The organism is Corynebacterium sp. HMSC05D03 (genome assembly GCF_001807205.1).
GTDB classification, from domain to species: domain Bacteria; phylum Actinomycetota; class Actinomycetes; order Mycobacteriales; family Mycobacteriaceae; genus Corynebacterium; species Corynebacterium aurimucosum.
In genome coordinates, this window is sequence record NZ_KV788156.1 from 26,010 (window position 1) to 39,282 (window position 13,273).

General features: G+C 61.8%; 14 protein-coding genes and 1 pseudogene. 6 read left to right on the forward strand and 9 right to left on the reverse strand.

Annotated elements, in window-relative coordinates; all coding sequences use genetic code 11:
- Window positions 1-37 precede the first annotated feature (37 nt).
- Both HMPREF3147_RS12890 and HMPREF3147_RS00135 read left to right on the forward strand, forming a co-directional pair.
- Window positions 38-247 carry a helix-turn-helix transcriptional regulator gene (locus tag HMPREF3147_RS12890; RefSeq protein ID WP_070443181.1) on the forward strand — a complete coding sequence of 70 codons (210 nt, stop codon included), beginning with the start codon at window positions 38-40 and terminating at the stop codon, window positions 245-247.
- Entirely contained in the window at window positions 231-710 is a 480-nt protein-coding gene (locus HMPREF3147_RS00135) for a transcriptional regulator (protein WP_246815662.1), read from the forward strand. Before HMPREF3147_RS12890 ends, HMPREF3147_RS00135 begins: the two co-directional genes overlap by 17 nt.
- Before the next feature lie 436 nt (window positions 711-1,146).
- Here the strand turns inward: HMPREF3147_RS00135 and HMPREF3147_RS00145 are convergent, their stop codons facing one another.
- From HMPREF3147_RS00145 to typA, 8 genes are all read right to left on the reverse strand, one after another.
- Window positions 1,147-1,710 carry a GtrA family protein gene (locus HMPREF3147_RS00145; protein WP_070443187.1) on the reverse strand — a complete coding sequence of 188 codons (564 nt, stop codon included), beginning with the start codon at window positions 1,708-1,710 and terminating at the stop codon, window positions 1,147-1,149.
- Window positions 1,711-1,817: 107 nt separating this feature from the next.
- Window positions 1,818-2,624, reverse strand: coding sequence for a pseudouridine synthase (locus tag HMPREF3147_RS00150; RefSeq protein ID WP_070443189.1), 807 nt, complete (start codon window positions 2,622-2,624; stop codon window positions 1,818-1,820).
- A complete protein-coding gene (dapC, locus tag HMPREF3147_RS00155; protein ID WP_070443191.1) occupies window positions 2,625-3,710 on the reverse strand; it encodes a succinyldiaminopimelate transaminase in 1,086 nt (361 codons plus the stop codon).
- A gap of 3 nt (window positions 3,711-3,713) precedes the next feature.
- Window positions 3,714-4,037: a ferredoxin gene (gene fdxA / locus HMPREF3147_RS00160; protein WP_070443193.1), complete on the reverse strand. Its 324-nt coding sequence runs from the start codon at window positions 4,035-4,037 to the stop codon at window positions 3,714-3,716.
- Between the two features lie 50 nt (window positions 4,038-4,087).
- Entirely contained in the window at window positions 4,088-4,480 is a 393-nt protein-coding gene (locus HMPREF3147_RS00165) for a hypothetical protein (protein ID WP_070443195.1), read from the reverse strand.
- A complete protein-coding gene (locus tag HMPREF3147_RS00170; RefSeq protein WP_070443208.1) occupies window positions 4,477-5,340 on the reverse strand; it encodes a PIG-L family deacetylase in 864 nt (287 codons plus the stop codon). The genes HMPREF3147_RS00165 and HMPREF3147_RS00170 overlap by 4 nt, the downstream gene beginning before the upstream one ends.
- Window positions 5,336-6,937, reverse strand: a complete 1,602-nt coding sequence (locus HMPREF3147_RS00175) for an ABC transporter family substrate-binding protein (protein WP_070443196.1) — start codon at window positions 6,935-6,937, stop codon at window positions 5,336-5,338. The genes HMPREF3147_RS00170 and HMPREF3147_RS00175 overlap by 5 nt, the downstream gene beginning before the upstream one ends.
- Before the next feature lie 81 nt (window positions 6,938-7,018).
- A complete protein-coding gene (gene typA, locus HMPREF3147_RS00180) occupies window positions 7,019-8,929 on the reverse strand; it encodes a translational GTPase TypA (protein WP_070443198.1) in 1,911 nt (636 codons plus the stop codon).
- Window positions 8,930-9,198: 269 nt separating this feature from the next.
- On the opposite strand from typA, the gene HMPREF3147_RS00185 reads away from it, so the two are divergent.
- From HMPREF3147_RS00185 to HMPREF3147_RS00195, 3 genes are read left to right on the forward strand one after another with little or no spacing between them, the layout of a single operon-like run.
- The gene (locus tag HMPREF3147_RS00185) at window positions 9,199-9,918 is read left to right on the forward strand and encodes an Rv1157c family protein (protein ID WP_070443200.1); all 720 of its coding nucleotides are present in this window, start codon (window positions 9,199-9,201) and stop codon (window positions 9,916-9,918) included.
- Window positions 9,918-10,454 carry a ribonuclease FAU-1 family protein gene (locus HMPREF3147_RS00190; protein ID WP_070443202.1) on the forward strand — a complete coding sequence of 179 codons (537 nt, stop codon included), beginning with the start codon at window positions 9,918-9,920 and terminating at the stop codon, window positions 10,452-10,454. The genes HMPREF3147_RS00185 and HMPREF3147_RS00190 overlap by 1 nt, the downstream gene beginning before the upstream one ends.
- 43 nt (window positions 10,455-10,497) lie before the next feature.
- Window positions 10,498-11,418: a DUF808 domain-containing protein gene (locus HMPREF3147_RS00195; protein ID WP_070443204.1), complete on the forward strand. Its 921-nt coding sequence runs from the start codon at window positions 10,498-10,500 to the stop codon at window positions 11,416-11,418.
- Between the two features lie 3 nt (window positions 11,419-11,421).
- On the opposite strand, the pseudogene zupT reads toward HMPREF3147_RS00195, so the two are convergent.
- Window positions 11,422-12,218: pseudogene (gene zupT / locus HMPREF3147_RS00200) on the reverse strand (zinc transporter ZupT).
- Between the two features lie 79 nt (window positions 12,219-12,297).
- Between zupT and HMPREF3147_RS00205 the strand changes: the two are divergent.
- The gene (locus HMPREF3147_RS00205; RefSeq protein WP_246815664.1) at window positions 12,298-13,164 is read left to right on the forward strand and encodes a hypothetical protein; all 867 of its coding nucleotides are present in this window, start codon (window positions 12,298-12,300) and stop codon (window positions 13,162-13,164) included.
- Window positions 13,165-13,273: the final 109 nt, after the last annotated feature.

The window sequence follows — 13,273 nt, forward strand, 5'->3', positions numbered from 1 at the left end:
TGGTCGCGCAAGCACAACATACTGTAAAGGAAGCCACATGGCCGAGCATCACAATATGGTCCGCAAATGGCGGCGCTGGCTCGAGATGTCCCAAGCCGAACTCGCCGAACGAGCCGGCGTATCCCGCCAAACTATCGCCAATATCGAACGCGGCAACTACTCGCCCTCTGTCTACCTAGCGCTAGACATCTGCCGCGAACTAGGAAAAACCGTCGAAGAAGTCTTTGGAGATGAACAACATGATTAACGCCATTGCCAACTACACGCTCCGCGAGATCGACCGCGCTTCCCGCGACGAATTCGAGCGCGAGACTTTCTACAAGGCCTACGCCATCTCTGCGCCGCCTGCACAGTTCCTCGAGCTCGTCACCGCAGCCATCCTCGCTTGGGTTCTACCTGGGAAGATGAGCATGCTGTGCTTCCTCGCCATCGCGCCGTCTATCATCGGCAATCTCTTCGGCACGGCGTGGCTGCGCAAGCGAGTCGCCACCCCATCTGTTGGCCGTAATTGGTCTGCGATTACCGTCTCCCTCATCCCGCTCATTGTGATGTTCGCCGGAATTGCCCATAACGCTTACGCACCGGACTCCACCTCCTACTTGATTGGCGCTGGGGCTGGCGTGACCGCCGCCATCATCTTCACACCATTCCTCCGACGCCGCCAGCACCAACGCGACCAAGCCCGCCTCGACGCCGAGCTCGACGATTAGACCGCACTGCCCGGCCTATCCTCATTCATCCCGCCCTTCGCGCTCACCGCGGACGGCGGGTCTTGCTTTTTACAGGCGCCGGTGAGCGTCAAGGGTAGTTCAAGCCGATACTGCCCGCCCCCGCAAAGAATGCGCCCCTGCCTCGCTAAACCGCTGCCATCTCCCTTCGCGATCACCGTGAGCGGGATCTAGCGAATCTATTAGACGTCGGTGAGCGCAAAGGGCGGGCTTCCGATTCCTGTCTTAAACGCTCACCAGAGCGCTGGAGCGCTTTGACGCCGCGCTCTCTGTGAGCGCGAAGGGGGCAGTGCTTGCCGACGCCTCCTTCCCGCTCACCGCAGCATGTAAAAAGCCCCGCCGGCCATCGCTGGTGAGCGTGAAAGGCAGGCGCGGGGCAGGTGCCGTGCGGAAGGACAGGCGGGGCGAAGGGCCGAAATTAAGCCGGCGCGGTCTCGTGGACCACGACCGGTGCCTTGGGCTTCGAACGGAAGGTCCACAGCTTATTGAAGATGAAATTGATGGGCATGGCTACCACGATAGAAATGGCATTGGCCCAGTAGTACATCGTGCGGAAGCCCGTCGAGTCATCGAAAATATGCGGCGGCAACTGCAGCGGCGAGGTCGGATTCATCAGCAGGTACTGCACCGCGAGCGTGACCAGGTAGGCGCCAATACCCGTGATGAGGAACGGGAAAAAGCCACGTAGCCAGGACACCTTGTTGACGGACTTGAACGTCCACATGCGGTTGAGCTGGTAATTCCAGGTATTCGCCACGAGGAAGGCAATCGTGGAAAAGAGCATGAACCAGCGCACGTGGAACTGTGTGCCGAAGAGATTGAACATCGCGTCATGCGGTGTAGCGCCAAACCAGGCCAAACCGCATTTCGCAGCCACGATAGAGGTCGCGATGTTGACCAACGCGCCCGAGCCGCCGACCAGACCAAACTTGATGAACTGGCCAAGATTCGAGGCAAAGCGAGCAAAGCTCAGATCCGCCATGGACACGCCCTTCGTACAAAATGCTCAATTATGATGAATAAAACTTCGTACAAGTTTAGTCCGTCGCTCAGCGCAAACTAAAATGCGCGCCGCAATAGCGCCCAATCTCACAGCTTAAACTCACGCTTCTCGCCCGAAAGCGGGTCCTTAAAGCTCATCGCAATGTGGGAAAGCTGCAGCGGCGTTGAAAAGTCATAGAGGGACAACCCGCGATCCACCGGATAGGTATCATCCCCCACGATCGGATGGCCCAGGTGATTGAGCACCACGCGAATCTGGTGGGTGTGCCCGGTCAGCGGCCAGACATCGGCCACCGTTCCCCGAACGCGCACCCGAGTCACTGTAGGCGTGCCGGAAGGATCCACGCGGACCTGGCGCTCGCCCCGCACCCGCCGCATGCCCAGCCGCACCGTGCCGTCGAAGGAGAAGGGCGCGGCCACCCGAGCACGGTAGTGCTTCACCACCGCCCGCTCCTGAAAAAGCTGCTGGTACGCAGCGCGCGTGCGCGAATTACGCGAACACAGCACCAACCCCGATGTCAATCGGTCCAGCCGGTGCAGCGGCACAATAGAGTCCTCCCCATAGTCCACGCGCAGGCGGGTCTGGAGGGTCTCGCGCACGATGCGCCCATTCGACGTCGTAGGCAAAAAGTGCGGCTTGTCGACGACTATCAGGTCCCCATCCTCATACACCACGCGATAGTCAAAGGGAATAGGTTCTTCGGCAGGCGCCGGAGGGTGATACCACGCCAGCGTTGGACCGGGAAGCACAGTGCCAGGTTCTAAGCGGGCACCAGGCGAAAACGCGGAATCGCCCGCCTCACCTGCCCAATAGGTAGGAGTGGCGGGCACGATGCCGGTGAGCATCACCTTGCGCGGGCTAATCCCCTCCCGCGCCGGCGGGCGAAAGACCACTTACTCAGCCAAGCGCGCGACGGCTGCGGCAATCCGCTCATCGGTGCCGTTCAGGCCGATGCGTACGTACTGCTCGCCCGCTGGGCCGTAGAAATCACCCGGCGCCACGAGGATGCCGCGCTCGGCCAGCCAGTCAACGGTCTCGCGGCAGTTCTCACCACGGGTTGCCCACAGGTAGAGCCCAGCCTCGGAGTGCTCGATTCTAAAGCCCGCGCCGGTCAGTGCGCGCATGAGTTCTACACGGCGCGCGGCGTAGCGCTGGCGCTGGAGGGCTTCGGAGGGGTCGTCGTCAAGCGCGGCAACCATGGCCGCCTGAATGGGGCCCGGCACGATGAGCCCTGCGTGCTTGCGCAGCTCCAATAGCTCCGCGATGAGCTTGGCATCGCCCGCGAAGAAGCCCGCGCGGTAGGACGCCATGTTCGCGCTCTTGGACAGCGAATGCATGGCGATAAGCCCCGTATTGTCCCCATCGGTCACGCGCGGATCCAGGATGGACACCGGCGGGTTCTCATCATCCCAGCCCAAGCCCATGTAGCACTCATCTGAGGCCACGATGGCATTGTTCTCGCGCGCCCAAGCGACGATCTCACGCAGCTTCTCGACGCCCAACACCTTGCCCGTCGGGTTCGACGGCGAGTTGATGAACACCAGCGAGGCGTCTTCGAAGTCATCGTCCGCACGCAGGGGCTTGGCGCCGGCCAAGAGCGCACCGACTTCATAGGTGGGATAGGCCACCGTCGGGAAAGCTACGGTCTCGCCACGCATGCCCAGCAAAGTGGGCAGCCAGGCGATAGCCTCCTTGGTGCCGATGACCGGCAGCACCGCGTCCACATTCATGTTGTAGCGGCGCTGCAGCGCCTTCGCGATGGCCTCCCGCAGCTCCGGGGTGCCCTGGGTCTGTGGGTAACCGGGAGCCTCGGCCGCTGCGGACAGTGCTAACTGCACGCCAGGGGCGACCGGATCAACGGGGTTGCCAACTGATAGGTCAACGATCCCGTCTGGGTGCGCCTGGGCCTTCTCCTTGGCGCCGGCGAGCGAGTTCCACGGAAAATCCGGGAGTGTGTGTCCAAGCGGCGTGCGGCTCATGTTCTACTCCTGGTTCTGGGGCGGGAGCGCAGAGATCATCGGCACGTCAAAGTCCTGCGGGCCGAGTGCAGCTGCACCGCCCGGGGAGCCGAGGTCATCGAAGAAGGCGGCGTTGGCGTCGTTGTAATCCAGCCACTCATCCGGGACATCATCCTCGTAGAAGATGGCCTCCACCGGGCAAGCCGGCTCGCAGGCGCCGCAGTCCACGCACTCGTCCGGGTGGATGTAGAGCATGCGCTTGCCCTCGTAGATGCAGTCGACCGGGCACTCTTCAACGCAGCCGCGGTCCATCACGTCGACGCAAGGCTGCGCGATGGTGTAAGTCATAAGGTGTTTAAACTCCTGTGTGTCACGGGTTTTCTACGACTAACAGTATGCTACTCCGAGGCGAAAAATGGCCAAACGCTACCCGCGATTCCCGCGGCGAACAGCAGCAGGCTGAGAATATTATTGGGCAGCAGGCTACCGTCACCGATGGCGGCTCCCAGCATGAACGCGAGAAATCCTCCCACCCACGCCAGCCCGGGCACACCGGCGATGTAGGGATTCTCACTCCACAGGCGGGCTGTGCGAGTCAACACTCCGTTGAACCAGAATGCAATGAGGATGGTGATGGGAAAGGCCATCCCGGACTCGCCGGGCCACGGCAGACGAGCAGTGAGATAAACCACCTCGAGAGTCAGCGAGCAGAGTGCGCCTAAGACGAGCCACACTAGGCCCCCTACCTGCTCGCCGCGGGAGAAATCAGTGCGAATGGCGCGCTCGTTCATTTCTCCCCCAGCAATGAATCCTGTGGTTCACCCTGTCCCAATTGGTAGAACTCTTGACGCAGCAGAGGCATGGTGAGCAAGTTTGACAAGGCATAGGCTGCGGGAACCTCCGCGGGATCCTTGAGCCCTGCCTGGGCGGCGTGCGGGTTGACGGTGGTGAGGGAGCCGTCGGCAAGCCAGATCTGCGTGGCGTGGGCCAGCATCGCCGCACGCTTGGCGCTGAGAGCCGCGTCAGTGAGCTCGTAAGTGATATCGCAGCCAGCGTTGGTGAAGTTGTCCAGGTACTCCTTATCCGGCAGGCTCCAGCCCTCGGGAGGTGTGACAGCCTCGAGGCCGCGATAGTGCGCGGTGCGCTCGAAGACGGCCCACCAGATCCGCTGCTCCGGCTCGGCAGCCGCATGCACGGCCTTGTGTACGGCGATATGGTCGGGGTGCCCGTAGCCGCCGTCCGGACCATAAGTCAACACCGCGTGTGGTCGCAGCGCAGCAAGGTGGCTACGCAATAAATCTGCGGCCTCGTCCACACGGTTCACCAGGGCCCGCGGATTCTCGTGAGAGGGCGAGCCTTCCATCCCGGAATCACGGAAGTGCCCAAATCCGCCCAGCTGAATGCCCTCGACCCCTAACGCGTCGAGCGCGTGCTTGAGCTCCCAAGCACGGAAACCTCCCAGCTGATCGGTTTCTGCCAGGCCTTGGTAAGGCTCGCCGATGATCTCGCCTTCCTCACCCAGCGTCGCGGTAATCACGGTGACCTGCGCGCCGCGCGCGGACAAGTCCGCCAGCGTGCCGCCGGTAAAGAGCACCTCATCATCCGGGTGAGCGTGAACAGCCACGACGCGGTAGCCCGCGAGATCCTTAATCATCGTCTTTCCTCCACTGCGGTGCGCTAATCAGACCGGAATCCCAGTCCTTAATGCTTTGTCCGGGGCCAACAATACCCTTGCCCAAAGCGTGGACTCGCACCTCATTGAGCAGCGGGATGAAGAGCACTTCTTCCTTGTTGAGGTGCTCTACCCGCTCTTCGGCGGCCTCGGAATCCAGTTCGCCTGAAAGAATGTCAAGGGCTGACTCTGCGGAATTTTCTGGGCAGAATCCCGACAGCGTTGCCGCTGGGCGCGTCGGCGTTGCGCACACGAAGTAATTGGCCAAGGTTATCGCATCCCTGCCGTTCTCATCCCACGCCACCACGGCATCAACCTTGCCCGCCGGAAGCAGATCCGAGGTAATTGTAGTCAGGCGTTCGGTGACGACCTCCGCGTCAATAGCCTTGGCTTGCAGCACGTCCACAATGGTGGTGGCTGCCGCCAAGGCCGTGGGATTTTGAGGATCCACACCGATGCGCACGGGCTTGCGTCCCGCCCGCTCCCGCAGTGGGGCGAGCTCCGCGTTACTGTCAAAGGGGTTGTTCCCAGGCTCCAGCTCTGAGGCACGGCCGGTGGCCAAGCGGGCAATCTGGTCGGTATCGAGAAGCGAAGCCAATGCGCGGCGCTGGGGCTGCTCGTTGAGAGCGCCCTCCGCAGTGGACATTTCCAAGCGGAGCTGGCGTTGCCGTGTCACCACACCGGTATTGACATTGCTGAGCAGGCTCAGGCTCTCCAGGGTGGTCTGTTGCGGGGTGAAATCAGCAAAACCGATCTGCCGCGAGCGCAACATATTCACCGCTTGCGCGGTATCGCGAACCGCACGCAGCTGGATGACGTCGATGTTCGCGGGATTTTCTCCCCAGAAACGGTCATTGCGATTAAGCGTGATGATTCCTCGCCCGCGGTCCATGCTTTCCACGAGGTAACGCCCAGCAGAGGCGGGGATCCCGTCGGCCAGCACTGAGGCGAAATCCCTGTCTTCTAGAAGGTGGGAGGGCAAAAGATGGGCAAAAAGTTTGTGCCAGTCTTCGACGCGGTGGTCGAAGTCCACGGTCACCACCCGCCCATTGCCGGAGGTCCGCACAGCCGAGATCGCCCGATAGCCAGAAACATTCTTAGCCCCCGGGGTGCGAGTTATCTGGGACCACAAATAGTTAAAGTCGGAACCACTGATCGGCGTGCCATCAGACCATTGGGATGGCGCGGCGATGGTATAGCGCACACGCATCGCAACGCCTTCGGGGGCTTCGATCTCCTCGGCAGATTCCAGGACATCCGTGTCCATCTCGGTGCCGTGGAACGCAGAGGGCAGCACTAGCTCCGCAATCTGGTTGACCAGCTCAGAATTATTTGCCACGAGGTGCGGGTTGAGGCCGCCGCGCAGCGGGTCAACCCCGATGGCCACGGTGCTGCGCTTCGGCAGAAGGTCCTCTTCGGGCGCTGCCTCAGGTGGCGGGGCGGTGGTGCTGGAATTCGTTGGAGTGGCGCTGCGATCATCCTCGTCCACCACCGGCGGCGGGCCAGGGTTAGCCTGGCAGGCCGTCAGCAGGGCGGCTGCGAGGATAACGCCGAGCCGAGGCAGGAAACGGTCCACTCCACACAACCTCAAATTCCGGAAAGTACTTCTTTACCACCCTGGGGCGGCGCTTGACGACGCCCCACGCATCCCCAGTGGTTACTTGTTGAGCTGCTTAGCGCGGGCGGCCGCACGCTTGCGTTCGGTGGAGGACAGCTCGACCTTGCGCACGCGCAGGACGTTCGGGCCGACCTCGACGCACTCGTCGGTGCCACAGAACTCCAGCGCCTCTTCCAAGGACAGGGTCCGAGCCTTGGCGAGGGTGACGGTGGCATCCGCGGTAGCGGAGCGCATGTTGGTCAGCTTCTTTTCCTTGGTGATGTTGATATCCATATCCTCATCACGGTTATTGGCGCCGACAACCATGCCTTCGTAGGCCTCCATGCCCGGCTCCACGAAGAAGTCACCACGGTCCGCCAACTGCTGCAGAGCGTAGGCGGTGATCTGGCCGGAACGGTCGGCCACCAGCGAGCCCGTCGGGCGTGCCTTGATATCGCCAGCCCAAACATCGAGACCATCGGAGATGGAGTTGGCGATACCAGAGCCGCGAGTCTCCGTCATGAACTGAGTGCGGAAGCCGATAAGGCCGCGGGCGGGGACGCGGAAAACCATGCGGACCCAGTCGCCCTCGCGGACATCCATGGACTGCATTTGGCCCTTGCGGGTGGCCAGCAACTGGGTAATAGCGCCCTGGTGCTCGGAGGGGGAATCGATGGTGAGCATCTCGTACGGCTCCATCGTCTTTCCGTCGATGACCTGGGTGACCACCTGCGGCTTGCCGACGGTCAACTCGAAACCCTCACGGCGCATGTTCTCGATGAGCACGGACAAGGCCATCTCGCCGCGGCCCTGAACCTCCCAAGCATCCGGGCGCTCTGTCGGCAGCACCTTGAGGGAGACGTTACCGATGAGCTCCTGGTCCAAGCGAGCCTTGACCATGCGGGCAGTGAGCTTATCGCCGCCGCCCTGGCCTGCCATCGGGGAGGTGTTGACGCCGATGGTCATGGAAATAGCCGGCTCGTCGACCTTGATGCGCGGCAGCGGCTCTGGGTGCTCGACGTCCGCAATGGTGTCACCAATCATGATGTCGGAGATACCGGAGATGGCCACGATGTCACCGGCGATAGCCTCGGTATCCGGCTGGCGCTGGAAGCCGACGGTGCGCAGGAGCTCTGCCACCTTGACGGTCTTGGTGTGCATCTCCCCTTCCTCGTCATAATGTATCCAGGCCACCTGCTGGCCCTTCTTGATGGTGCCTGAGTAGATACGCAGCAGGGCGATACGGCCGAGGAAGTCATCGGAGTCCAGGTTGGTCACGTGCGCCTGCAGCGGGGCGTCGACCTTGGCGGAGGGCTCAGGGAGGACGTCATAGATGACGTCGAAAAGCGCCTGCAGATCATCAGCGTTCGGGACGTTGCCATTGCCCGGGTTTTCGGTTGAGGCCTTGCCCTCACGGCCGGAGGTGTAGAGGACCGGCAGATCCAGCAGTTCCTCGGCAGCAGCTGCTGCTTCCTCATCTTCCAGGCCGGCGGCGATTTCCAGCAGCAGGTCCTGGGCCTCGGTAACGACCTCATCGATTCGGGCATCCGGGCGGTCGGTCTTATTCACGCAAATGATGACCGGCAGCTTCGCCTCCAGCGCCTTGGTAAGCACGAAGCGGGTCTGTGGGAGGGGGCCTTCGGAGGCGTCGACAAGCAGCACGACGCCGTCGACCATCGAGATACCGCGCTCCACCTCGCCGCCGAAGTCGGCGTGGCCCGGGGTGTCGATGACGTTGATGATGAGATCCCCGCCGTCCTTGCCCAGGCCCTTGCGGTGGATGGCGGTGTTCTTCGCCAGAATGGTGATGCCGCGCTCGCGCTCCTGATCATTGGAGTCCATGACGCGATCCGAGTGTTCGCCATGGTCGCCGAAAGCGCCGGACTGCTCCAGCATGCCGTTGACGAGGGTGGTTTTACCGTGGTCAACGTGCGCGACGATGGCTACGTTACGGAACTCAGTATTACTCACGTGTGGGGTGCTCCTTAAAGCATGATGCGTTAGCGATGTGAACGGCCCTTAAATATACTCTCTAGCTCTTTGATGTGCAGCATCGCGCAGGATCCCGCAGAGCGCTGCGGGATGTAACGAATTGATATCAACACCCGACATACCGCACAGTAGTCCTCTATTGAGAGTTGACTACATCAAAAAAGTGAATATTGTGGCAGCAGATACTATTGTGACGCATGTGATTTAGTTTCTGCCGTCACGCCCCCACCCACACACAAGGATTTTCCATGGCCTTTTCCGAACAGCACTCTTCCCGCTCCGCCCGTCGTGGCGTCGCCGGACTCACTGCTGCCGTGATGATGGGCCTACTCAGCATCACGCCCGCAAACGCCGGCGCCCCCGACCTCTCCTCGCTCGTGAATATCCCACAGAGCAGCAACCCGTTGGACAGCCTCGGCCGTCCCACCCCGGAGACGCAGGATCGCGTTCGTGCTTTCGCGGCACAGCCATGGATCCCGCAGGAAGCCCGCAGCGCCATCCTCACCGCCCTTAATTTCACCGCCGGTGAAGGCGGCGAAGGCGGCGTTGCCATGCCGGAGGGAAATAACCCCGGCTTCCGCCAGTTCTACTGGCCCACGGTCTCCGCGCAGTGCATCGGCGGGCAGGGCGATTCGGTGGGTTCCGCCATCGCTGTGCCTGGCCCGACCGATATGCCGGCCCCAGGTGCAGGTGAAGGCGAAACCGTCTTCCTCTTCACCGCGCTGGGCACCCCGACCGCCGCGGAAGAGCAGGGCGCCATGCGCGTTCAGTGGTTCAACCTGGACACCTTCCAGTTTGGCACTACTCCCCTGTTCAACAATGGCATCAACACCGATGGGCCAACCACGGTCTCGGGCCGTGCCACGACTGGCAAGGGTACCGTCGTGGCGGTCCTTTCCGGCGCAGTCAACACTGCTGAATCCTCGTGTTCCTTCCCACCTACCGCGGCTTACCTCGAGGTGAACTAATGAGCACAGACCTGCACCCAGTCAAGCAAGAAACCTTTAATACCACCGACAACATCAACGTCGACCCGAAAGGTTTCGAGCGCGAGGTAGACACCTACCGGGTCACCGACTTTGGCCTCTACATGGCCCGCGGCGCTAATCACCCGCGCTTCGGCTACCTCGAGTCTTGGCTGCTGCCGGACCTTGGCTTGCGCGCCAACATCTTCCACTTCCGCGAGGGCGTCGATGTGCACCAGGACTTCTACATCGACGTTGCCGATATCGATATTGACGGGGACGTGTGGACCACCCGCGATCTCTACGTCGACTTGGTCTCCACCTCTGGCGAGCCAGTCGATGTACTCGATATTGACGAGCTAGCCGCCGCCACCTCCAACGGCCTCATCAATGCCGAGGAAGCCGAGCGCGCCATGGAGCGGACCCTGACCGCCGTCGAAGGCATCACGCGCTACGGCGATGACGCCATGAATTGGTTGCGCACGCTGGGAATGGACCTTACTTGGGCAGAAAATGTGGAGCTCGTTCCCGCCGAGTAACCTAGGGTGAGTACTTCTCCCCCACCTTAAAAGGATGTGAGCCATGGCCGGTGGTCTCTTTGCCCTGCTTGACGACGTCGCCCTGATCGCCCGCTCCGCTGCCTCCAGCGTCGACGACGTGGCAGCATTGGCCGGAAAGACTTCGGTGAAAGCCGCCGGGGTCGTTGTCGACGACGCCGCTGTCACGCCCCAATATGTCCAGGACGTCAAGCCGCAGCGTGAGCTGCCCATGATTTGGCGCATCACCAAGGGCTCGCTCATCAACAAGCTCGTCATCATCCTGCCGATTGCGCTCATCCTCTCGTGGATCGCGCCGTGGGCGCTCACCCCTATCCTCATGTGCGGTGGTGCTTACCTGTGCTTCGAGGGCGCAGAGAAGATCTTCCATGCTGTCCTTCACCGCGGTGATAAGGACGAACAGACCGTGGAAGAAAAGGGCCCCGATGCCGAGGACTCCCTGGTGAAATCCGCTATCACCACCGACCTCATCCTCTCCGCCGAGATCATGGTGATCTCCCTCAACGAGGTCATTGATCAGCCCTTCTGGCTGCGCCTCGGCGCCTTGGTCACCGTTGGTGTCCTCCTCACGTTGGGCGTCTATGGCGCCGTCGGGCTGCTAGTCAAGATGGATGACATCGGCGTCGCCCTGCTCAAGCGTCACGATGGTGACTCCACCCTGGGCGCCGCCTTGGTGAAGGGCATGCCGATTGTGCTCAATATCATCGGCATCATCGGCACCGCCGCCATGCTGTGGGTCGGCGGCCACATTGTGGTCAAGGGTCTGAGCGAATTCGGCGCCGAACAGCCTTATGGCTTTATCCACCACGTGACCGAGAGCATCAACAACGGTGCCCTCGCCTGGTTGGCGGACACCGGCTTGTCGATGTTGTGCGGCTTTATTCTGGGCGCCGTTATCGTCACCATCATCATGGCGGTCAAGGCCACCGCCGAGCGCGTGAAATAGACCTTAGATAAACAGCGCGAGGGAGACGGCCATGACCGCCATCCCGGCGATCAGTCCGTAGATGGCACAGTGGTGTTCCCCGGTCTCCTCCGCCGTGGGCAAAAGCTCATCCAAGGAGATGAACACCATGATGCCGGCGATGACGGCAAAGCTGATGCCGAAAGTCATCGGCCCGATAAATGGCATCAGCAGCGCGAAGCCAATGAGAGCGCCGAGGGGCTCTGCCAAGCCAGATAGCGTGGCCCACCAGAAGGCTTTCTTGCGTGAGCCCGTCGCGCTGCGCAGGGGCACTGCGACCGCAATACCTTCGGGGATATTGTGGTGGCGATCGCCACGGCGACGGGGATAGCGATCTCCGGGGCTTCGAGGCCTGAGAGAAACGTGGCAAAGCCTTCCGGGAAGTTGTGGATGGCCAGCGCGAAGGCGGTAAAGATGCCGGTCTTCATCAGCCGTTTGCGCCGCGCGTCCTCCTCGGTGGTGGCCGGCTCGTGCGGGTTAATCTCCTCGGGCACAAGGCGGTCAATGATGGCAATGATCGCAATACCCGCGAAGAATGCCGCCATCATCGTCCAGGTGGCGCGAGCTTCGTCCCCGAGGGTGCTTTCTAGCTTCTTCAGGGCCTCCGGCAGGATTTCCATGAAGGAGACGTAGAGCATTACGCCCGCAGACAGCCCCAAAGCAGTGGCCATGAACTTCGGGCCTGGCTCCCGCTTTCCGACGGCCAGGGCGCCTCCGATGGACGTCGACAAGCCCGACAGCAGCACAAGGCTGAAAGCGAAGGCAATGGTAGCTAAGTCCATAGTGGGAAACTATAGCGTGTCTAACCCGGCCTCTGCGTAAGCTTGGAAGGAGTCCATCGCTTCCCATCTGACTCACGAGGTGACTGTCGCAACCATGGTGCTGTATCCGCTGGCTCCGTCCTATTTTGGTGTCGAGCACGTCGCGATTCTTGAGCACGTCAACTTTTCTACCGCGTTGAGCATTCCGGGGTTGGCGCAGCAGCCTGCGCTCGTCGACGTTTCCTTGCTCCCCGACCCCACTACGGGTGGCTGGCGCGTCCGCTCGGATTTCGGTTTTCTCGGTGCGCTCGATGACGAAGAGTCCGCTGAGTATCCAGCGCTGAACCGGCTGCGCACAGCGGCGATGAATGCAGCAACACATGCGACCGTCGAGATCGTGGACGGTGAGGTGGAGGTGGCCGTTGCTCTGGGGCTCGACCCGTGGATGATTCCCGCGAACAATCAGCCAGCGGGTACTGCCCTGCTCAGCGGTGGGCACGGCGCTCTCGTTCGTGTCGCGGAGGGAGAGCTCACTACACATCAGCTGCGCGAGATGGGAACCGAACAGCTCTTCGTGACGCTTGCGCTTCTCGACGACACCGTCCTCGCCACCCACGACAACCTCGTCCTCGGCCCGTGCGCGGAGCTCTCCGATACCCCAGCGCTGGCCACCGCATTCGCGGCCGCCTCCCAATCAGGTGCTTCCCTGGTCGCTCGGGCTTATGCTGCTGCGGGCCGCATCGCAGTGGACCTTCCCCTCGCCCCCGAAGACCCTGCTGCCCCGGCTCAGTCTGCCGAGCTCTTCGCACCTGTGGTCCCGCCGCTGCCGGTCGACCCAAACAATCCCGCCATCCCGCCGGCACTCGACCCTGATGCCGACTGGGAGTTCACCACGCCTGCGGATCCCCTTGCCTCACCACTGCCCACCGGCTCGCGTACCTTCACGTCCCCTAAAGACACCTTTTAACTGGCACCTTATGCGCTTACACTAATTCATTGACCTGGGATTTCTCTGAAACCCGCCCGCAAATGGTGCCTTTACTGGCTCTTCCGGTTTCGGGGTGCGTAGCGGGGTG

What these genes read in the sequence shown, in the direction of transcription:
- HMPREF3147_RS12890 (WP_070443181.1), top strand. Translation starts at nt 38, where the DNA reads ATGGCCGAGCATCACAATATGGTCCGCAAATGGCGGCGCTGGCTCGAG.
- HMPREF3147_RS00145 (WP_070443187.1), bottom strand. Translation starts at nt 1,710, where the DNA reads ATGGCGGATCTGAGCTTTGCTCGCTTTGCCTCGAATCTTGGCCAGTTC.
- HMPREF3147_RS00190 (WP_070443202.1), top strand. Translation starts at nt 9,918, where the DNA reads ATGAGCACAGACCTGCACCCAGTCAAGCAAGAAACCTTTAATACCACC.
- HMPREF3147_RS00165 (WP_070443195.1), bottom strand. Translation starts at nt 4,480, where the DNA reads ATGAACGAGCGCGCCATTCGCACTGATTTCTCCCGCGGCGAGCAGGTA.
- HMPREF3147_RS00135 (WP_246815662.1), top strand. Translation starts at nt 231, where the DNA reads ATGAACAACATGATTAACGCCATTGCCAACTACACGCTCCGCGAGATC.
- HMPREF3147_RS00195 (WP_070443204.1), top strand. Translation starts at nt 10,498, where the DNA reads ATGGCCGGTGGTCTCTTTGCCCTGCTTGACGACGTCGCCCTGATCGCC.
- dapC (WP_070443191.1), bottom strand. Translation starts at nt 3,710, where the DNA reads ATGAGCCGCACGCCGCTTGGACACACACTCCCGGATTTTCCGTGGAAC.
- fdxA (WP_070443193.1), bottom strand. Translation starts at nt 4,037, where the DNA reads ATGACTTACACCATCGCGCAGCCTTGCGTCGACGTGATGGACCGCGGC.
- HMPREF3147_RS00185 (WP_070443200.1), top strand. Translation starts at nt 9,199, where the DNA reads ATGGCCTTTTCCGAACAGCACTCTTCCCGCTCCGCCCGTCGTGGCGTC.